The sequence below is a fragment of the Arthrobacter agilis genome, assembly GCF_006494655.1.
In the GTDB taxonomy this organism is placed as follows: domain Bacteria; phylum Actinomycetota; class Actinomycetes; order Actinomycetales; family Micrococcaceae; genus Arthrobacter_D; species Arthrobacter_D agilis.
Genome location: NZ_VHIM01000010.1, coordinates 48,963 through 67,923, shown reverse-complemented (window position 1 = coordinate 67,923; position 18,961 = coordinate 48,963). Strand labels below are relative to the sequence as shown.

16 protein-coding genes and 1 pseudogene are annotated in these 18,961 nt (G+C 70.5%); 16 read left to right on the top strand and 1 reads right to left on the bottom strand.

The annotated features are described in order from the left end of the window. The first annotated feature begins 8 nt into the window (after positions 1–8). The 3 genes from aroB (at position 9) to nusB (ending at position 2,233) form a co-directional block, all read left to right on the top strand. A complete protein-coding gene (aroB, locus tag FJV46_RS15365; RefSeq protein WP_087025994.1) occupies positions 9–1,103 on the top strand; it encodes a 3-dehydroquinate synthase in 1,095 nt (364 codons plus the stop codon). Between the two features lie 159 nt (positions 1,104–1,262). Continuing rightward, positions 1,263–1,826: an elongation factor P gene (efp, locus tag FJV46_RS14430; protein ID WP_087025992.1), complete on the top strand. Its 564-nt coding sequence runs from the start codon at positions 1,263–1,265 to the stop codon at positions 1,824–1,826. Further along, positions 1,823–2,233, top strand: coding sequence for a transcription antitermination factor NusB (gene nusB, locus FJV46_RS14425; protein WP_087025989.1), 411 nt, complete (start codon positions 1,823–1,825; stop codon positions 2,231–2,233). Before efp ends, nusB begins: the two co-directional genes overlap by 4 nt. A gap of 33 nt (positions 2,234–2,266) precedes the next feature. Here the strand turns inward: nusB and FJV46_RS14420 are convergent, their stop codons facing one another. Then, positions 2,267–3,571 (bottom strand): PrsW family intramembrane metalloprotease, encoded by a 1,305-nt coding sequence (locus tag FJV46_RS14420; RefSeq protein ID WP_087025984.1) that lies wholly within the window; start codon positions 3,569–3,571, stop codon positions 2,267–2,269. Between the two features lie 96 nt (positions 3,572–3,667). Here FJV46_RS14420 and pyrR point away from each other — a divergent pair, with 96 nt between their 5' ends. From pyrR to FJV46_RS14355, 13 genes and pseudogenes are all read left to right on the top strand, one after another. Next, entirely contained in the window at positions 3,668–4,255 is a 588-nt protein-coding gene (gene pyrR / locus FJV46_RS14415) for a bifunctional pyr operon transcriptional regulator/uracil phosphoribosyltransferase PyrR (protein WP_087025981.1), read from the top strand. Then, positions 4,252–5,292, top strand: coding sequence for an aspartate carbamoyltransferase catalytic subunit (locus FJV46_RS14410; protein WP_087025978.1), 1,041 nt, complete (start codon positions 4,252–4,254; stop codon positions 5,290–5,292). Before pyrR ends, FJV46_RS14410 begins: the two co-directional genes overlap by 4 nt. Further along, the gene (locus FJV46_RS14405) at positions 5,289–6,683 is read left to right on the top strand and encodes a dihydroorotase (RefSeq protein WP_087025975.1); all 1,395 of its coding nucleotides are present in this window, start codon (positions 5,289–5,291) and stop codon (positions 6,681–6,683) included. Before FJV46_RS14410 ends, FJV46_RS14405 begins: the two co-directional genes overlap by 4 nt. 11 nt (positions 6,684–6,694) lie before the next feature. After that, positions 6,695–7,246 carry a PH-like domain-containing protein gene (locus FJV46_RS14400; RefSeq protein WP_087025972.1) on the top strand — a complete coding sequence of 184 codons (552 nt, stop codon included), beginning with the start codon at positions 6,695–6,697 and terminating at the stop codon, positions 7,244–7,246. Beyond that, positions 7,243–8,589, top strand: a complete 1,347-nt coding sequence (carA, locus tag FJV46_RS14395; protein ID WP_087025969.1) for a glutamine-hydrolyzing carbamoyl-phosphate synthase small subunit — start codon at positions 7,243–7,245, stop codon at positions 8,587–8,589. The genes FJV46_RS14400 and carA overlap by 4 nt, the downstream gene beginning before the upstream one ends. Next, positions 8,589–11,897, top strand: a complete 3,309-nt coding sequence (gene carB / locus FJV46_RS14390) for a carbamoyl-phosphate synthase large subunit (protein ID WP_087025966.1) — start codon at positions 8,589–8,591, stop codon at positions 11,895–11,897. Before carA ends, carB begins: the two co-directional genes overlap by 1 nt. After that, complete coding sequence (pyrF, locus tag FJV46_RS14385; RefSeq protein WP_087025964.1) at positions 11,887–12,732, top strand: orotidine-5'-phosphate decarboxylase; 846 nt, start codon at positions 11,887–11,889, stop codon at positions 12,730–12,732. The genes carB and pyrF overlap by 11 nt, the downstream gene beginning before the upstream one ends. Before the next feature lie 130 nt (positions 12,733–12,862). Further along, positions 12,863–13,201 (top strand): integration host factor, actinobacterial type, encoded by a 339-nt coding sequence (gene mihF / locus FJV46_RS14380; RefSeq protein WP_087025961.1) that lies wholly within the window; start codon positions 12,863–12,865, stop codon positions 13,199–13,201. Between the two features lie 9 nt (positions 13,202–13,210). Beyond that, a complete protein-coding gene (gene gmk, locus FJV46_RS14375) occupies positions 13,211–13,780 on the top strand; it encodes a guanylate kinase (protein ID WP_087025958.1) in 570 nt (189 codons plus the stop codon). 45 nt (positions 13,781–13,825) lie between these two features. Beyond that, positions 13,826–14,086: a DNA-directed RNA polymerase subunit omega gene (rpoZ, locus tag FJV46_RS14370; protein ID WP_087025955.1), complete on the top strand. Its 261-nt coding sequence runs from the start codon at positions 13,826–13,828 to the stop codon at positions 14,084–14,086. Positions 14,087–14,107: 21 nt separating this feature from the next. After that, positions 14,108–15,334: pseudogene (gene coaBC / locus FJV46_RS14365) on the top strand (bifunctional phosphopantothenoylcysteine decarboxylase/phosphopantothenate--cysteine ligase CoaBC); the annotation flags it as partial. A 141-nt stretch (positions 15,335–15,475) separates the two neighbouring features. Further along, on the top strand, positions 15,476–16,687 hold the full coding sequence (metK, locus tag FJV46_RS14360) for a methionine adenosyltransferase (RefSeq protein WP_087025949.1): 1,212 nt from the start codon (positions 15,476–15,478) through the stop codon (positions 16,685–16,687). Between the two features lie 46 nt (positions 16,688–16,733). After that, on the top strand, positions 16,734–18,941 hold the full coding sequence (locus FJV46_RS14355) for a primosomal protein N' (protein ID WP_158250099.1): 2,208 nt from the start codon (positions 16,734–16,736) through the stop codon (positions 18,939–18,941). Positions 18,942–18,961: the final 20 nt, after the last annotated feature.

Sequence of the window (18,961 nt, the reverse complement as noted above, 5' to 3'; positions counted from 1 at the left end):
GCACCACCATGGCGACTGACGACGCGACCATCATCCCGGTCACCGGGGCCACCACCGAGAACACCTACGACGTCGTCGTGGGCCGGGGACTGCTCGGGCGCCTTCCCGCGATCCTCGGGGAGCGTGTGCGCCGGGTGCTGGTGATCCACCCGCGCGCGCTCCGTGCGACCGGTGACACCGTCCGCGACGAACTCGCGGGGGCGGGCTTCACCGCCGTCACGGCCGAGATCCCGGACGCCGAGGAGGGAAAGCACATCCAGGTGGCCGCCTTCTGCTGGCAGGTCCTGGGACAGAACGACTTCACGCGCTCCGACGCCGTCGTGACGGTGGGCGGCGGCGCCGTGACGGACCTCGGCGGATTCGTCGCCGCGACCTGGCTGCGCGGAGTCCGCGTGGTCCACCTGCCCACCAGCCTGCTCGGCATGGTGGACGCCGCGGTGGGCGGCAAGACCGGGATCAACACCGCCGAGGGCAAGAACCTCGTGGGCGCCTTCCACCCGCCCGCCGCCGTGCTGGTGGACCTCGACGCACTGTCCACCCTGCCGAAGAACGAGCTCGTGACCGGTCTCGCCGAGGTGGTCAAGTGCGGTTTCATCGCCGATCCCGTGATCCTCGACCTGATCGAGCAGGACACGACGGCCGCCACCGACGCGAGCTCGCCGGTGCTGCGCGACCTCGTGGAACGGGCCGTACGGGTCAAGGCGGACGTGGTCTCGGAGGATCTCCGCGAATCGGGCCGCCGCGAGTTCCTCAACTACGGCCACACCCTCGCCCACGCGATCGAACTCGCCGAGCGCTACTCGTGGCGGCACGGAGCCGCTGTCTCGGTGGGCCTCGTCTTCGCCGCCGAACTGTCCCGCATGGTCGGCCGACTGAGCGACGCGGAGGCGGACCGGCACCGCAGCATCCTTGAATCCCTCGGGTTGCCGATCACCTACCGGCGTGACCGCTGGGCTTCCCTGCTGGACGGCATGCGCAGGGACAAGAAATCCCGCGGCGACCTCCTCCGCTTCGTGGTGCTCGACGGCGTCGGGCGGCCCGGCATGCTCGAGGTGCCGGACACCTCGCTGCTCTTCGCCGCCTACCAGGAGATCGCCTCCTGACGCACCCGCCCGGACGGTGGCGTCGCCGGTGCCCCACCCGGCACGGGGTAGACTGGTCCACGGACTTTCGGCGCGCTTCCGTGCGCCCGCTGCGCCTCGGCCGGCCCATCCGCTCCCGTCTTCGACGAAGACCTGTACGAAACCGACGAAAGTGAACCTGTGGCGACCACGAACGACATCAAGAACGGCACTGTGCTGAAGCTCGAAGGCAACCTCTGGAACGTCCTCGAATTCCAGCACGTCAAGCCCGGCAAGGGTGGCGCCTTCGTCCGCACCAAGCTCCGTAACATCCTGTCCGGCAAAGTGGTCGACAAGACCTTCAACGCCGGCCTGAAGATCGAGACGGCGACCGTGGACCGTCGCGACTACCAGTACCTGTATAAGGACGGCGAGGACTTCGTCTTCATGGACACCACCGACTACGACCAGATCACGGTCCCCGGCAAGACGGTCGGCAACGCCGCGAACTTCATGCTCGAGAGCCAGATGGCCACCATCGCCATGCACGAGGGATCGGCCCTCTACGTCGAACTCCCGGCATCGGTCACGCTCGAGATCACCTACACCGAGCCGGGCCTGCAGGGCGACCGCTCCACGGGCGGCACCAAGCCCGCCACCGTCGAGACCGGCCACGAGATCCAGGTGCCCCTCTTCCTCGGCAACGGCACCAAGGTCAAGGTCGACACCCGTACGGGCGAGTACCTGGGACGCGTCAACGAGTGAGCGCACGCAGCAAGGCGCGACGCCGGGCCCTGGACGTCCTCTTCGAATCCACCCAACGTGAGATGCCGGCCCTGGAGGTCATCCGCGCGCGCCGCGAGAAGACCGACATGGTCATCGCCGACTACACGGTGGACGTCGTCGAGGGGGTCCTGGAGCACCAGGAGCAGATCGACGAGTTCCTGAGCACCTACTCGCAGGGCTGGACCCTCGACCGCATGCCCGCGGTGGACCTCATGATCCTCCGGATCGGGAGCTGGGAGCTGCTCTACAACGACGACGTCCCCGACGGCGTCGCTGTCAGCGAGGCCGTGGAGCTCGCCAAGATGCTGTCCACGGACGAGTCACCCAAGTTCATCAACGGCCTCCTCGGCCGGCTCCAGCAGCTGAAGCCCACACTCCTCGCCTGAGCAGGGGCCCGTCCGCCCGCGGGCGGACGGGGCTCAGCGACGGGACGTCGAAGCCAGGCGGAGGATCCGCTCGCGGTGCAGCGTGGCCTGATCGAGAAGTGCGACCTCCACGGCCGCGTAGTCGGCGTCGCGCCGGCCTCCGAGCATCCGCTGGCGCGTGTAGGCGATGCGCGAGCCGGTCCGGATGAAGCCGAGCATGTCCTGCCTCGCTCCCACGGACCCGGCCCACGCCAGCGCCTGGGACCGCCCGGGGATCGTGGCGAGCATCTGCACCTCCGCCCACGTGAACCAGCCCGCCCGGGCATAGTCCCCGAGGCGGGTCTCCGTCAGCCGGCGTTCCGATCGCCGCAGCAGGACGACGGCGGTCACGGCGGCAATGAAGAGCGGCACCTGCACGACGAGGTAGAAGAGGAAGAAGTCGTCGAACAGCACGAGCGTGCCGCCGTTCCAGAGCATGTGACCGGCAATCGCGGGGATGAGCCCCAGAAGGAACGCGGCGAGGATCCTCGCAGTGCCACCTCCGCGGCTCAGGGCGAATCCCAGCACGAAACCGAGCAGCGACGTGAACATGACGTGGGCGAACGGGGAGAAGAGGCCGCGGAGGATGAACACGCCGACAAGGGCCTCGGCGTCGCCGGACTCGCGGACGGCAGCGCCGAAGTAGAGGATGTTCTCCGTGAAGGCGAAGCCGGCCGCGACGGTACCCGCGTACACGATCCCGTCCACCGGTCCGTCGAAGTGGCTGCGAAGGGTGTGGACGAGGATCAGCACGCCGAGACCCTTGGCGAACTCCTCGACGACGGGTGCCTGCAGGACGGCGCCGATCACCTCCGGCGAGGTCGTCGCCAGGGCAGCGCCGAGCAGGTCGATCACCCAGGTCCCGAGGAGCAGGGTGACCGCCACCGACGTCCCCGCACCCCAGAGGAACGCGAACAGCAGTGCCCCGCGAGGTTCGGGATCCCACCGGTCGATCCAGCGCAGCCCCTGCAGGCAGATCGCGAGCGGTATCAGGGCGAGAACGCCGCACAGCAGGAAGGCCGGGGGGCCGAGAGAGCGTGCGATCAGCAGCATGACGCCGGCCACCACGAGTGCCGCGACGATGACGAGGACCACGTTGAGCACCGCCCGGCGGCGTGAGGTGCGCTGGGCCCAGACGGGCTCGAGGACGGGACCGCCCGGGTGCACCGGCGCGGGGAGATCCTGCCGGCGTGTCGTGGTTCCCCACCAGCCGTGCTGCTGGAACCGGTCCGGAGGGCGCCGGAGCGGATCCTGCGACCGCCCGCCCTCCGGGTGGCGGCCTCCGGGGCCCGGGCCCGGGCCGGGAGTGTTCATAGCCATGCTGCAACCCTAGGGGCCCGGCGTGCTGTGGTATTTTTGACACCGCAACCAGCCTTTAAATTCCGTCCAGTGAGGCGGGGAAGGAGGAAGCGTGTTATGACCGTGCCTGCCTCGGAATCCGGCATCCACAAGCGCGTTGTTCTCGCAGAAGCAGATATAGACCGCGCCCTCACGCGCATCGCCCACGAGATCCTCGAGGCCAACAAGGGCCCCCGTGATCTCGTCCTCCTCGGCATTCCGCGCAGGGGTTTCCCCCTCGCCCAGCGACTCGCCCAGAAGATCGCCGCCGTGGACCCCTCGGTGGACCCCGACCTCATCACGGGTCAGCTGGACGTCACCATGTACCGCGACGATCTGCGCCGCCATCCCACGCGTTCGCCCCTCGCCACGCAACTTCCGCCGTCGGGCATCGATGACAAGGTCGTCGTGCTCGTCGACGACGTCCTCTACTCGGGCCGGACGATCCGCGCCGGCCTCGACGCCCTCGCGGACCTCGGCCGTCCACGCGCGGTCCGCCTCGCCGTCCTCGTCGACCGGGGGCACCGCGAACTGCCCATCCGGGCGGACCACGTCGGCAAGAACCTGCCGACGTCGTCCCTCGAGCGCGTGCGCGTGCATCTCGCGGAGATCGACCTGATCGGCGGCTCGGCGGTCGACGAGGTCGTCATCGAGGACCGCACGTGAAGCATCTGCTCAGCACGCAGGACCTCTCGGCCCGCAATGCCCTGCGGCTGCTGGACACCGCCGAGGAGATGGCAGCCGTGGGGGAGCGGGAGATCAAGAAGCTTCCTGCCCTGCGCGGGCGCACCGTGGTGAACCTGTTCTTCGAGGATTCCACGCGGACCCGGATCTCCTTCGAGGCCGCCGCCAAGCGACTGTCCGCCGACGTCATAAACTTCGCCGCGAAGGGCTCCTCGGTCTCCAAGGGAGAATCGCTGAAGGACACGGCCCAGACGCTCGAGGCGATGAGCGCGGACGCCGTCGTCATCCGCCACCCCGCCTCCGGCGCACCCGCGAGGCTAGCCGCCTCGGGCTGGATCGATGCGGCCGTGGTGAACGCCGGCGACGGCACCCACGAGCACCCCACGCAGGCGCTGCTCGACGCCTTCACGCTCCGCCGCCATTGGGCCCGGATTGCCGGCAATCCCTCCGCCGGGACCACGCTGGTCGGCATGAAGGTCCTGATCGTCGGGGATGTGCTGCACTCGCGCGTGGCGCGGTCCAACGTCTGGCTCCTGACCACGCTCGGCGCCGAGGTACTCCTGGCGGGGCCGCCCACGCTCCTGCCGGTCGGCGTGGGCAGCTGGCCCTGCACCGTCTTCTACAACCTCGACGACGCCCTCGCGCAGCGCCCGGACGCCGTCATGATGCTGCGCCTCCAGGCCGAGCGCATGAATGCCGCGTTCTTCCCGTCCACGCGGGAGTACTCGCGGCGCTGGGGATTCGACGACGGGCGCCTCGCCCTCCTGGACACCATGGGCCTGGACGACACCGTGATCATGCACCCGGGGCCCATGAACCGCGGCCTCGAGATCTCCTCGGCGGCCGCCGACTCGCCCCGTTCCACCGTCCTCGCGCAGGTGCGCAACGGCGTCTCCGTCCGGATGGCCGCGCTCTACCTGCTGCTCTCGGGGGACCCGCAGGACGACGACGACCACTCGGACGACCGCCCCCACCAGGACGATCCGTTCGCCACGACCCCGGAAGGCCGCACCCCGTGAGCCCAGACACCACCACCGACCGCGCCGTCGACCCCGCTCAGTACCTGATCCGCGGCGTCTCGCCCCTGGGTGGGGAAGCCACCGATCTCCTGGTCCGTGGCGGTGTCATCGCGGCTAGCGGCCCCGACGCCGCGAGCGGGGCCGCCGCGGACGCCGTCACCATCGAGGCGGACGGCCTCGTCGCCCTGCCCGGCATGGTGGACCTCCACACGCATCTGCGGGAGCCGGGCCGCGAGGACGCCGAGACCGTCGAGACCGGCTCGCGCGCCGCCGCGCTCGGCGGCTTCACGGCGATCCACGCTATGGCCAACAGCTCGCCCGTCGCGGACACCGCGGGCGTCGTCGAGCAGGTGTACCGCCTCGGGCTCGCCTCCGGGTGGGTCGAGGTCCGTCCGGTCGGGGCGGTCACGGTAGGGCTCGCCGGCGAGCGCCTGGCCGAGCTCGGCGCCATGGCCGAATCGCGCGCGTCGGTGCGCGTCTTCTCCGACGACGGCATCTGCGTCCACGACCCGGTCCTCATGCGCCGGGCACTCGAGTACGTCAAGGCGTTCGACGGCGTGATCGCGCAGCATGCGCAGGAACCCCGCCTGACGGAGGGTGCCCAGATGAACGAGGGCGAGGTCTCCGCGGTCCTCGGGCTCACCGGCTGGCCCGCCGTCGCCGAGGAGAGCATCATCGCGCGCGACGTCCTGCTCGCTCAGCACGTCGGCTCCCGGCTGCACGTGTGCCACGTCTCCACCGCCGGTTCCGTGGAGATCATCCGGTGGGCCAAGGCCCGCGGTATCGACGTGACCGCCGAGGTCACCCCGCACCACCTGCTGCTGACCGACGAGCTCGTGCGCAGCTACGACCCCGTCTACAAGGTCAACCCGCCGCTGCGCACGTCCGACGACGTCCACGCGCTCCGCGCGGCCCTCGCGGACGGCACCATCGACGTGGTCGGGACCGACCACGCGCCGCACCCGAGCGAGCACAAGGAATGCGAGTGGGCCCAGGCGGCCATGGGGATGACCGGACTCGAGACAGCCCTGTCCGTGGTCCAGCACACCATGGTCGAGACCGGGCTCCTCGACTGGGCGGGATTCGCCCGCGTCACCTCCGTAACACCCGCGCGCATCGGACGGCTGGACCACCAGGGCCGCCCGCTCGCCGTCGGCGAGCCTGCGAACCTGATCCTCGTGGACCCTGCCGCCCGCTGGACGGTCGACCCCACCACCATGGCGACGAAGGGCCGCAACAGTCCGTTCCGGGGCCTCGAGCTGCCCGGCCGTGTGCGGGCGACCTTCTTTGAGGGACACCCCACCGTTCTCGACGGCCACCTCTCGACACCTCGCCGGGGCCAGGTGCCGGCGACGGCCGTCGATGGAGAGGATGCGGCGTGGAATATCTAGGCTGGGTCCTGATGACCGTCGCCATCGTCCTGGTGATCGTCGCGCTGATGGCCCTCGGCTGGCGGAACCGGCTGCGACGCCAGTCCGACGTCCCCCCGCCGCCGGACGTGCCGGCGGACGCGGGACGCGTGCTGTACGAGGCGGACGGCCAGTACGTCGCCACGACGACGGCCGGGGACTGGCTGGACCGCATCGCCGTGCACGGCCTCGGCCTGCGCGGCAACGCCGTCGCCTCCGTCCACCCCGACGGCGTCCTGTTCACCCGGACCGGCGCCCGCGCCGTCTTCGTGCCACGCGAGCAGCTCCTCTCGGTGCAGCTGGCCGCCGGCATGACCGGCAAGTTCGTCGAGAAGGAGGGGCTCGTCGTCGTGACGTGGCGCCTCGGCACCGACCCGAGCGGTCAGGAACGCCGTGTGGACACCGGCTTCCGGACGCGGCATGCCGCCCACAAGGCCCAGCTCGTCGCGGCCATCGCCGCCCTCATCCCCGCTGATCCCGAGAACGGGGCCAGCCGCACGACCCACCGAGATCCATCGACCCCCGAAGGCAGGGAACAGCAGTGAGCCATGCTCCATCGAAGGCACCGGTCCAGGCGAAGGCACCCGCGGTCCTCGTCCTCGAGGACGGCAGGACCTTCCGCGGCCGCGCCTACGGCGCCGAAGGCACCACGCTCGGCGAGGCGGTCTTCGCCACCGGCATGACCGGGTACCAGGAGACCATCACCGACCCGTCCTACGCCCGGCAGCTCGTGGTCCAGACGGCCCCGCACATCGGCAACACCGGTGTGAACGCCGACGACGCCGAGTCCCGCCGCATCTGGGTGGCCGGTTATATCGTCCGCGACGCGGCACGCCGCCCGTCCAACTGGCGCTCCGAGCAGAGCCTGGACGATCAGCTACGCGAGCAGGGCGTCGTGGGGATCGAGGGCGTCGACACGCGCGCGGTGACCCGCCACCTCCGCGAGCGCGGCGCCATGCGGGCCGGAATCTTCTCCGGCGCGGACGCGGCACTGACAGAGACCCAGCTGGTCGAGCAGGTCCTCGCGCAGCCGTCCATGGCCGGCGCGCGCCTGGCCGAGGAGGTCAGCATCGATGAGGCGTACGTCGTCGACCCCGCCGACCACGGCTGGGCCGGGGGCCCGGTGGCCACCATCGCGGCGCTGGACCTCGGCATCAAGGCCATGACGCCGAAGCATTTCGCGCAGCGCGGCGTACGCACCGTGGTCCTGCCCGCCAACGCCACCTTCGAGGACGTGGCCGCCGTTCAGCCGGACGGTGTGTTCATGTCCAACGGGCCGGGAGACCCCTCCACCGCGGACGCCCAGGTGGAGTTGCTCCGCCGGGTCCTCGACGAGCGCATGCCCTTCTTCGGCATCTGCTTCGGCAACCAGATCCTGGGACGCGCCCTCGGTTTCGGCACCTACAAGCTGCGCTACGGGCACCGCGGCATCAACCAGCCCGTCCTCGACCGCCGCACCGGCAAGGTGGAGATCACCTCGCAGAACCACGGGTTCGCGGTCGACGCCCCGCTCGACGGCCCGGTCGAGGCGCCCGCCGGTTCCTACGGCCGCGTGGAGGTGAGCCACGTGAGCCTGAACGACGACGTCGTCGAGGGGCTCGCCTGCCTGGACCTGCCCGCCTTCTCCGTCCAGTACCACCCGGAGGCCGCGGCGGGTCCGCACGACTCCGCGTACTTGTTCGACCGCTTCATCGACCTCATGCGGGCCGAGAAGAAGGACCCCGGATCGGGGAACGCGGCGCTGGCCTCGGCCCTCGACGCGCCATCGGAGGCGGGGGCCCTCGCCGACGCCGCCGCGATGGAACTCGGCACGCATGGATCGAAGGTCGCGGGCACACAGCCCCGCCATGACCGCACCACCGGCAGCACAACGCAGGAAGAGAACTGATGCCCCGCAGAACCGACCTCAAGAGCGTCCTGGTCATCGGGTCCGGCCCGATCGTCATCGGGCAGGCAGCCGAATTCGACTACTCGGGCACCCAGGCGCTGCGCGTCCTGCGCGAGGAGGGCCTCCGGGTCATCCTCGTGAACTCCAACCCCGCCACGATCATGACCGACCCGGAGTTCGCCGACGCCACCTATGTGGAGCCGATCACGCCCGACGTCGTCGCGAAGATCATCGAGAAGGAGCGCCCCGACGCACTGCTCCCCACCCTCGGGGGTCAGACCGCGCTGAACACGGCGATCGCCCTCGACAAGAACGGCGTGCTGGAGAAGTTCGGCGTGGAACTCATCGGGGCGAACATCGCCGCGATCGAGCTCGGCGAGGACCGCGAGAAGTTCAAGGGCGTCGTGGAGCGCTGCGGGGCCGAATCGGCCCGCTCCGCGATCATCCACTCGATCGACGAGGCCCTCGTGGCCGCTGACGACCTCGGCTACCCGATGGTGGTCCGGCCGTCCTTCACCATGGGCGGCCTCGGCTCCGGCCTCGCCTACACCGAGTCCGACCTCCGCAGGATCGTGGGCCAGGGCCTGCAGTACAGCCCCACGAGCGAGGTGCTCCTCGAGGAGAGCATCCTCGGGTGGAAGGAGTACGAGCTCGAGATGATGCGGGACAGGAACGACAACGTCGTGGTGGTCTGCTCCATCGAGAACTTCGATCCTGTGGGCGTGCACACCGGCGACTCCATCACCGTGGCGCCTGCACTGACCCTCACGGACCGCGAGTACCAGCGGCTCCGCGACATCTCGATCGCCGTCATCCGCGAGGTGGGCGTGGACACCGGGGGCTGCAACATCCAGTTCGCCGTCGAGCCCGACACCGGCCGCGTGGTCGTGATCGAGATGAATCCCCGGGTCTCGCGCTCCTCGGCGCTGGCCTCGAAGGCCACGGGCTTCGCCATCGCGAAGATCGCCACCAAGCTCTCCCTCGGCTACACGCTGGACGAGATCCCGAACGACATCACGCTGAAGACCCCGGCCTCCTTCGAACCGACCCTCGACTACGTGGTGGTGAAGGTCCCGCGGTTCGCGTTCGAGAAGTTCCCCGCCGCCGACCCCACGCTGACCACCACCATGAAGTCTGTCGGCGAGGCCATGGCCATGGGCCGCAACTTCACGGAGGCCCTGCAGAAGGCGCTGCGCTCGCTCGAGCAGAAAGGCTCCCAGCTCTCCTTCGTGCCCGTACCGGCGGACGAGGTGAACGGCCTGGTCGAGGCCGCGAAGCGCCCCACCACCGAACGCCTCTCCCAGGTGCAGCGCGCGCTGCTGGGCGGCGCGAGCGTGGAGCGCCTGTACGAGGCCACCGGCATCGACCCGTGGTTCCTCGACCAGCTGGTCCTCCTCAACGAGGTGTCGGAGGAGGTGCGCTCCGCCGCCAACCTGACGGAGGATGTGCTGCGGCTCGCCAAGCGCCACGGCTTCTCCGACGAGCAGATCGGGGTGCTCACCTCCACCCCCGATGCCGTGGTCCGCGGGGTCCGGCACGCCCTCGGCATCCGCCCCGTCTTCAAGACCGTGGACACCTGCGCCGCCGAGTTCGCCGCGTACACGCCCTACCACTACTCCTCCTACGACGAGGAGGACGAGGTGGCCCAGCACGAGAAGCCCTCCATCATCATCCTGGGCTCCGGCCCCAACCGGATCGGCCAGGGCATCGAGTTCGACTACTCGTGCGTCCACGCCACCATGGCGCTGCGTGAGGCCGGCTACGAGACCGTGATGGTGAACTGCAACCCGGAGACGGTCTCCACGGACTACGACATCTCCACGCGCCTCTACTTCGAGCCGCTGACCCTCGAGGACGTCCTCGAGGTCATCGCCGCCGAGGAGCGCACCGGCGGCGTGCTCGGCGTCTTCGTGCAGCTCGGCGGGCAGACGCCGCTGAAGCTCGCCCAGGAACTGGCCGACGCCGGCATCCCGATCCTCGGCACGTCACCGGAGGCGATCGACCTCGCCGAGCACCGCGGTGCGTTCAGCCGCGTCCTCGACGCCGGCGGGCTGATCGCGCCCAAGAACGGCACCGCCGTCTCCTTCGAGGACGCCAAGCGCATCGCCGACGACATCGGGTACCCCGTTCTCGTCCGGCCGTCCTACGTGCTCGGCGGGCGGGGCATGGAGATCGTCTACGACGAGGCCAACCTCTCGCGCTACATCGCCAACGCGACGGAGATCACCGAGGCCCATCCCGTGCTGATCGACCGCTTCCTCGAGGATGCCATCGAGATCGACGTGGACGCCCTCTACGACGGCACCGAGATGTACCTCGGCGGCATCATGGAGCACATCGAGGAGGCCGGCATCCACTCGGGCGACTCCGCCTGCGTGCTGCCGCCGATCACCCTCGGCGCGGATGTGCTGCAGCGCGTCCGCGAGGCCACCCTCGCGATCGCCGAGGGCGTGGGCGTCCGCGGCCTCATCAACATCCAGTTCGCGCTGGCCTCCGACGTGCTCTACGTGCTCGAGGCCAACCCGCGGGCGTCCCGCACCGTGCCGTTCGTGTCCAAGGCCACCGGCGTCCAGCTCGCGAAGGGCGCCGCGCTGATCGGGACGGGAGTGACTGTCGCGGAGCTCCGGACCCGGGGACTCCTGCCCGCGCAGGGCGACGGCGGATCGCTGCCGCTGGACGCCCCGGTGTCCGTGAAGGAGGCCGTCCTGCCGTTCAGCCGCTTCCGCACCCCGGAGGGCACCGTCGTCGACTCGCTGCTGGGCCCGGAGATGCGGTCCACGGGCGAGGTCATGGGGATCGACAAGTACTTCGACACCGCGTTCGCCAAGAGCCAGGCCGCGGCCAACGCCGCGTTGCCCGTCGAGGGCAAGGTGTTCGTCTCCGTGGCGAACCGCGACAAGCGCGCCATCATCATGCCGGTCAAGCGGCTCGTGGACCTCGGCTTCGAGATCGTCTCCACCGGCGGGACGGCCGACGTGCTGCGTCGCAACGGCATCCAGGCCACGACGGTCCGCAAGGTCGCCGAGGGAACGGGAGCGGGTGGCGAGGGAACCATCGTCGACCTCATCACCGAGGGCGGGATCGACATGATCATCAACACGCCCTCCGGCGGCCAGGCGCGCGGTGACGGCTACGAGATCAGGGCCGCGGCGACGTCCTACGGACTGCCGGTCATCACGACCATCCCCGAGGTGGGAGCGGCCGTCCAGGCGATCGAGGCCATGCGCTCCTACGAGTGGTCGGTCACGAGCCTGCAGGAGCACGCCGCGAACCTCCGCGCGTCCACAGAGGCCCGCGATGCCTCCTGAGGCGGCTCCCCGGGCGCCGTTCGGTGAGCGGCTCGCCGCGGTACGCGCAGCCCGGGGGAGCCTCTGCGTGGGCATCGACCCGCACCCGGCACTCCTGGCAGCCTGGGGACTGGAGGATTCCCCCGCCGGCCTCGAGCGTTTCTCGCTCGCGGTGCTCGACGCCGTCGGGCCCGTGTCCGCGGCGCTCAAGCCGCAGGTGGCCCTGTACGAGCGGCACGGCGCCCGGGGGCTCGCCGTCCTCGAGACCCTGCTGTCCCGTGCACGCGACGCGGGCGTGCTCACCATCGCCGACGCGAAACGCGGCGACATCGGGTCCACCATGCAGGCCTACGCGGACGCATGGCTGGGGGAGGACCGGCCCCTCGCTGCGGACGCCGTGACCCTCAACCCCTACCTAGGCTTCGAGTCCCTCCGGCCCGCGATCGACCTCGCACGCGAGACCGGCAGGGGTGTGTTCGTCCTGGCCCTCACCTCGAATGCCGAGGGGCAGTTGGTGCAGCACGTGGGCGGCGATTCGTCGGTCGCACGGTCGATCGCGCACGCCGCGGCCGCCGAGAACCGCCGTGCCGGAGGCGCAGGCCATGTCGGCCTCGTGGTCGGCGCGACCATCGGCGACGCGGCCCATCGCCTCGGCCTCGACCTGGCCGCCCTGAACGGCCCGATCCTGGCCCCGGGTGTCGGGGCGCAGGGCGCAGGGACAGCGGAACTGAGGGCAGCCTTCGGCGACGCGCTGCCGTTCGTCCTGCCGACGTCGAGCCGTGCCATCCTCGCCGCGGGACCCGGTGCGGCGGAGTTGCGGGCGGCGGCCGAGCGGACGCGCGACGAGCTCGCCTGATCCCGCCGGTGCATTGATTTCAGTGCCGTGCGCCCGGTAGGTTCGGTTCGAGCCCGATCCCGGATCTTTGACCTGTCCATACGACGAGCGGTCGCCGCCATACGTGGTGCGTCCAGCGCAGGGAGCACCAGTGAGCCTGAAGCCATTGACGGATGTCGAACGAACCCAGGCGCGTGAGAAGGCGACGGCGGCGCGTGCGGTACGGGCGGACGTCAAGACCCGGCTGAAGACCGGTAAGCTCTCAGTGGCGGACGTGGTCGAGAACCACGACGGCGACGACGCCGTAGGACGCCTCAGGGTCCTCGATCTCCTCAAGGCGCTACCCGGTGTCGGCGACGTGCGGGCAGCAGCCATCATGACGGAGGTCGGCATCGCAGCGACGCGCCGCGTCCGCGGACTCGGTATCCACCAGCGCACAGCGCTGGTCTCGTATCTCGAACACCATCACACCGGCACGGCCGGTAAGTAAGGAACATCAGTGTCACAGCCGCGGTTGACAGTCCTCGCCGGCCCGACGGCGGTCGGCAAGGGGACGGTCTCCACCTACATCCGGGACAACTACCCCGAGGTGTGGCTCTCCGTCTCGGCCACCACCCGGCCCCCGCGGCCGGGCGAGGTGGACGGCGTGCACTACTTCTTTCTCTCGTCCGAGGAGTTCGACCAGCTGATCAGCGACGGACAGCTGCTCGAGTGGGCGGTGGTCCATGGACGGAACCGCTACGGCACCCTGCGCCGGACCGTCCAGGCCGCCATGGACGAGGGCCGGAGGGTGCTCCTGGAGATCGATCTGCAGGGCGCACGGCAGGTGAAGGAGACCATGCCGGACGCCACGTTCGTGTTCCTGGCTCCGCCCAGCTGGGAGGAGATGGTGCGCCGTCTGGTGGGCCGCGGCACCGAATCCGCCGAGGAACAGCAGCAACGGCTGGAAACGGCTAAACTGGAGCTTGCCGCTGAGCCGGAATTCACCCACACCGTCGTCAACGACACCGTGGAGCATGCGGCAGACGAGCTCGTATCACTGATGGGACTGCTTCCGCTGCAGCGCTGACAACGCCCTGCACCCGCCGTCCCGCCTAATATTTTTGGAGATTCTGTGTCAACTCAGCCCGAAGGCATCATCAACCCGCCGATCGATTCTCTGCTGGAGGCCTCGGACTCGAAGTACGCCCTCGTGATCTACGGTGCCAAGCGTGCCCGCCAGATCAACGCGTACTACTCGCAGCTCCACGAGGGCCTGTTCGAATACGTCGGCCCGCTCGTGGACACCAAGCTCAACGAGAAGCCACTCTCCATCGCGCTGCGCGAGATCAACGAGGGCATGCTCGTCTCGACGCCCATGGAGCAGTCGGAATAACGCGACGATTCTCGTAGGCGGCAGAGCAGGGTGCGCATAGTACTCGGTGTCGGAGGAGGGATCGCAGCCTACAAGGCTGCATCCCTCCTCCGTCTTTTCACGGAGGCCGGACACGACGTCACGGTGATCCCGACCGACGCGGCCACGCGTTTCGTCGGGACCGCCACCTGGGAGGCGCTGTCCGGCCATCCGGTGAGCAACAGCGTCTGGGACGACGTGGACAGGGTGAACCATGTGCGCCTGGGCCACGAGGCCGAGCTCATCGTCGTCGCGCCCGCCACCGCCGACGTGCTCGCGCGGGCAGCGGCGGGCCTCGCCAACGACCTCCTGACGGGAACCCTCCTGATGGCGCGCGGCCCCGTCGTCATGGCACCGGCCATGCACACGGAGATGTGGCAGCACGCTGCGACCCGCGCCAATGTCGAAACCCTCCGGGCACGCGGCGTGATCGTGCTCGAGCCGGCGTCGGGCAGGCTCACGGGATCCGACTCGGGGCCCGGACGGTTGCCCGAGCCCGCCGACATCTTCGCTGCTGCCCTGGCGGCCACCGCAGTAGCCACAGGGGATGCCGGGCCGATGACGGGGAAGCGGGTCACCATCTCCGCCGGCGGAACCCGCGAGGCGCTGGACCCCGTGCGGTTCCTCGGGAACCGGTCCTCCGGGAAGCAGGGCATGGCCCTGGCTGAGGCCGCGCTGGCGCAGGGCGCCCACGTGACCCTGATCCTCGCCCATGCCGAGGTCCCGCCGCCGGCCGGCTGCGACGTCGTCCGGGTGGACTCCGCGCTCCAGTTGCGTGACGCCGTCCTCGACGCACTGCCCACCACCGACGTCCTCGTCATGGCGGCTGCGGTGGCCGACTTCCGTCCGGCCGAGATGGTGGCCACCAAGATCAAGAAGACCGATGACGGCGCCGATCCGGTGATCACCCTCGTGCGCAACCCCGACGTGCTCCGGGAGGCCGTCGTCGCACGGGCCTCCCTTCCCGGGCCTCTCGTGATCGCCGGCTTCGCTGCCGAGACGGGGGACTCCTCTGCCGATCCGATCACGCACGCGCGGGCGAAGCTCGCGCGGAAGGGATGCGATCTCCTCGTCCTGAACGTCGTCGGCGCCGACCTCGTGTTCGGCGAGGACTCGAACGAGGTCACCATCCTGTCCGCCGACGGCAGCGAAGCGGCTCCTGTCCGCGGATCGAAGCGCGTGGTCGCGGACGCGGTCATGGAGCATGTCGCGCGCCTGATCGCACACTGACGCCCCCTGACGCCCCCTGACGCCCCTGACCCCGCCACCGCCGCCTGACCGCTTCCGTGCATGCTCCGGGATCCCTCGGCGGCCGTGTCGCACCGCGTCGTCCCCGGCAGGATCGTCCCACCGACCAAGTAGAGTGAGCACGTGAATTCACCCAGCACCGGTTCCCCCCTGCGCCTCTTCACCTCGGAATCGGTGACGGAGGGCCATCCGGACAAGATCTGCGACCAGATCAGCGACGCCATCCTCGACGGCCTGCTGCGGCAGGACCCCGATTCCCGCGTGGCCGTCGAGACGCTCGTCACCACCGGCCTCGTCCACGTGGCGGGTGAGGTCACCACCGAGGCCTACGTCGAGATCCCCGAGATCGTCCGCAAGACCATCCTCGGGATCGGCTACGACTCCTCCGCGAACGGCTTCGACGGCGCCCGCTGCGGCGTCTCCGTGTCCATCGGCCAGCAGAGCGCCGAGATCGCGTCCGGGGTCTTCACCTCCCTCGAGACCCGCGAGGGAACCGGCGTGGATCCATACGACGCGCAGGGTGCCGGCGATCAGGGCATCATGTTCGGCTACGCGAGCGATGAGACCCAGGTCCTCATGCCGACCCCCATCTGGCTCTCCCACCGGCTCTCCGAGCGCCTCACCACGGTGCGCAAGGACGGCACCCTTCCGTACCTCCGACCCGACGGGAAGACGCAGGTCACCATCGGGTACGACGGCGACCGCCCGGTCTCGATCGATTCGGTCGTCATCTCCTCGCAGCACTCGGCCGATGTGTCCCTCGAGGAGCTGCGCGCGGACCTCGCCGAGCACGTCATCGTCCCCGTGCTCGCGGAGGCGGACCTCGACACCTCGTCGGTCCGCCACATCCTGAACCCCGGCGGCGCCTTCGTGATCGGCGGACCCGTGGGCGACGCCGGCCTGACGGGACGCAAGATCATCGTCGACACGTATGGCGGGATGGCCCGCCACGGAGGCGGAGCCTTCAGCGGAAAGGATCCCTCCAAAGTAGACCGCTCCGCCGCCTACGCCATGCGCTGGGTGGCCAAGAACGTCGTCGCCGCCGGTCTGGCGAGGCGGGCGGAGATCCAGATCGCGTACGCGATCGGCATGGCGCAGCCCGTGGGCATCTACGTCGAGACATTCGGCACGGAGACCGTCGATCCGCAGGCGATCGGCGACGCCATCCGCGAGGTCTTCGATCTCCGCCCGCTCGGCATCATCAACGCCCTTGACCTGAAGCGGCCGATCTACCAGCGCACCGCAGCGCACGGCCACTTCGGCCGCGAGGAGGAGGGCTTCACCTGGGAGCGCACCGATCGCGTGGACAAGCTCCGGAGCTACTTCAACGCCTGACGCGGAAGGACAGCGCGTGCCGACCCAGCCGGCCCGCGGCGAGAGAATGACGGAGAACGCGAGCCACAGGACGCGGAAGCAGCCCCGGGAGCCCGAGGGGAGCGGGGGACAGCTGTCCCTCCTGCACGGGTTCGCAGCGGCGAAGCTCCCGCAGGCCGACCCCGAGCGGGCAGCATCCTTGCCCGTCGCGCGCGTGGTCCTGGATGCGCAGCTACCCCACCTCGACCGGTTCTTCGACTACTCGGTGCCCGCCGGAATGGATGCCGAGGCGCAGCCGGGCGTCCGGGTGAAGGTGCGCTTCGCCGGTCGTGAACACGCCGGATTCCTCGCCGAACGCGTGGCGGAGGCGAGCACGACGGCCACCCTGCTGCCGCTGGGGAAGGTCGTCTCGCCGCTGCAGGTCCTGACACCCGAGATCCTCGCCCTGTCAACGGCGATCGCAGCACGCTCCGTCGGTACCGTGAGCGACGTCCTGCGGTCCGCCGTCCCCCCGCGCATGGCCCGGGTCGAGAACGAATTCCTGCCGGGTTCCGCGTCCGAGAGCGTGCCGGGAACCGCGCCGGGCACCGCCGAAGAGGGCACGGCCGAACCAGGCGCACGACCGGCACCCTCCGGGAGCTTCCAGCGGTACACGAACGGGCCCACCTACCTCCAGCATCTCGCGGCCGGGGAGTCGCCTCGTGCCGTCCTCACGAGCCTCGGCGGGTACGGACCCACCGCCTGGCCGGAGGAGATGGCCGACGCCGTCGCCGCGACCGCCTCCTCCGGACGCGGCGCCCTCGTCGTCGTTCCCGACCAGCGCGACCTGGCACGCGTGGAGGCAGCGCTCGTGGCCCGGCTCGGTAGCACCGCGATCGCGCGGTTGACGGGGGAGGACGGAGCCACCCCTCGCTACCGCAACTTCCTGCGCATCCTGCAGGGTACGGCGAGGGTCGCGATCGGCACCCGCTCTGCCGCCTATGCGCCCGTCCGTGACCTCGGGCTCGTGTGCCTGTGGGACGACGGCGACGACCAGCACATCGAGCAGCGGGCGCCCTACCAGCATGCGCGCGACGTCCTGCTCCTCCGCGCGGAGCACGAGGGGGCGGGACTGCTGCTCGCCTCCGTCGGACGCTCCACGGAGGCACAGCGCCTCGTCGACACGGGCTGGGCGCGAGCCATCGAGGCCGACCGCCGCGAGGTCCGGCGTGCTGTGCCCCGCGTCGTCCACGCGACCGACGCCTATCAGATGGAACGGGACCCGCTCGCGGCTCAGGCCCGGATTCCCCACGCGGCCTGGGCCGCCGCGCAGGCCGGCCTGCAGCACGGTCCGGTCCTGCTGCAGGTGGCCCGCACCGGTTTCTCGCCGGCGCTCGCGTGCGATCGCTGCCGCCACCCGGCCCGTTGCCGCGCCTGCGCGGGGCCGCTGGCACAGTCAGGACGCCACGCGCCGCTCTCGTGCCGCTGGTGCGGGCGCCCCGACAACCACTGGGAGTGCCAGGAGTGTGGCGGGACGAGGGTTCGCGCAACGGTCGCCGGTGCCACGCGGACCGCCGAAGAGCTGGGCCGGGCCTTCCCTGGAGTGCCCGTGATCTCCTCGGCCGGCGCGCACATCGTCGACTCCGTCCGCGACGCGCCCGCCGTCGTCGTCGCGACACCCGGCGCCGAACCGGTGGCGCCGACCGGGTATGCGGCCGTGATCCTGCTCGACGGCAACGCCCTTCTCAGTAGGGAGTCGCTGCGCGCCGGCGAGGACGCGCTGCGCCGCTGGTTCTCCGCGGCCGTCCTGGCCCGCCCCGCGCCTGCCGGCGGCACCGTGGTGATCACGGGCGACGACGACGTCGCGGTGGGCCACCTCGTGCGCTGGGACCCTGCCGGGGCGGCCTCCCGCGAACTCGCCGAGCGTCACGTCCTGGGGCTTCCGCCCGCCGTCCGGTACGCCGTGCTGACGGGTACGCGGGAGGCTCTCACGCACTTCCTCGAGGGAGCGGAGCTCGAGGGGGCGGCGCGCGTCGTGGGGCCGGCTCCGGTGCCCCCGGACGTGCGGCGGGAAGCGATGCTCGCGGCCCGTGCGGCCGCCGCGCCGAACGGCTCCACCGGACCGGGACCGGCCGACACCCTCGCCGGTCACGGGAGCCACCGCGTCCTGGTGTTCTTCCCCTACCGGGCCGCCGGCGACATCACCCGCCGGCTCCGCGCCCGCCGGGCCGCGCTCTCGGCGAAACGCACGGGTGAGCCGGTGCACATCCGGCTGGATGCCCTGGACGTGCTCTGACGGGAATCACCGGTACACCC

Coding starts and splice junctions, on each gene's coding strand:
- FJV46_RS14420 (WP_087025984.1), bottom strand. CDS start 3,571: ATGGCTATGAACACTCCCGGCCCGGGCCCGGGCCCCGGAGGCCGCCAC.
- aroB (WP_087025994.1), top strand. CDS start 9: ATGGCGACTGACGACGCGACCATCATCCCGGTCACCGGGGCCACCACC.
- pyrF (WP_087025964.1), top strand. CDS start 11,887: ATGCCTCCTGAGGCGGCTCCCCGGGCGCCGTTCGGTGAGCGGCTCGCC.
- carB (WP_087025966.1), top strand. CDS start 8,589: ATGCCCCGCAGAACCGACCTCAAGAGCGTCCTGGTCATCGGGTCCGGC.
- FJV46_RS14355 (WP_158250099.1), top strand. CDS start 16,734: ATGACGGAGAACGCGAGCCACAGGACGCGGAAGCAGCCCCGGGAGCCC.
- FJV46_RS14400 (WP_087025972.1), top strand. CDS start 6,695: ATGACCGTCGCCATCGTCCTGGTGATCGTCGCGCTGATGGCCCTCGGC.
- pyrR (WP_087025981.1), top strand. CDS start 3,668: ATGACCGTGCCTGCCTCGGAATCCGGCATCCACAAGCGCGTTGTTCTC.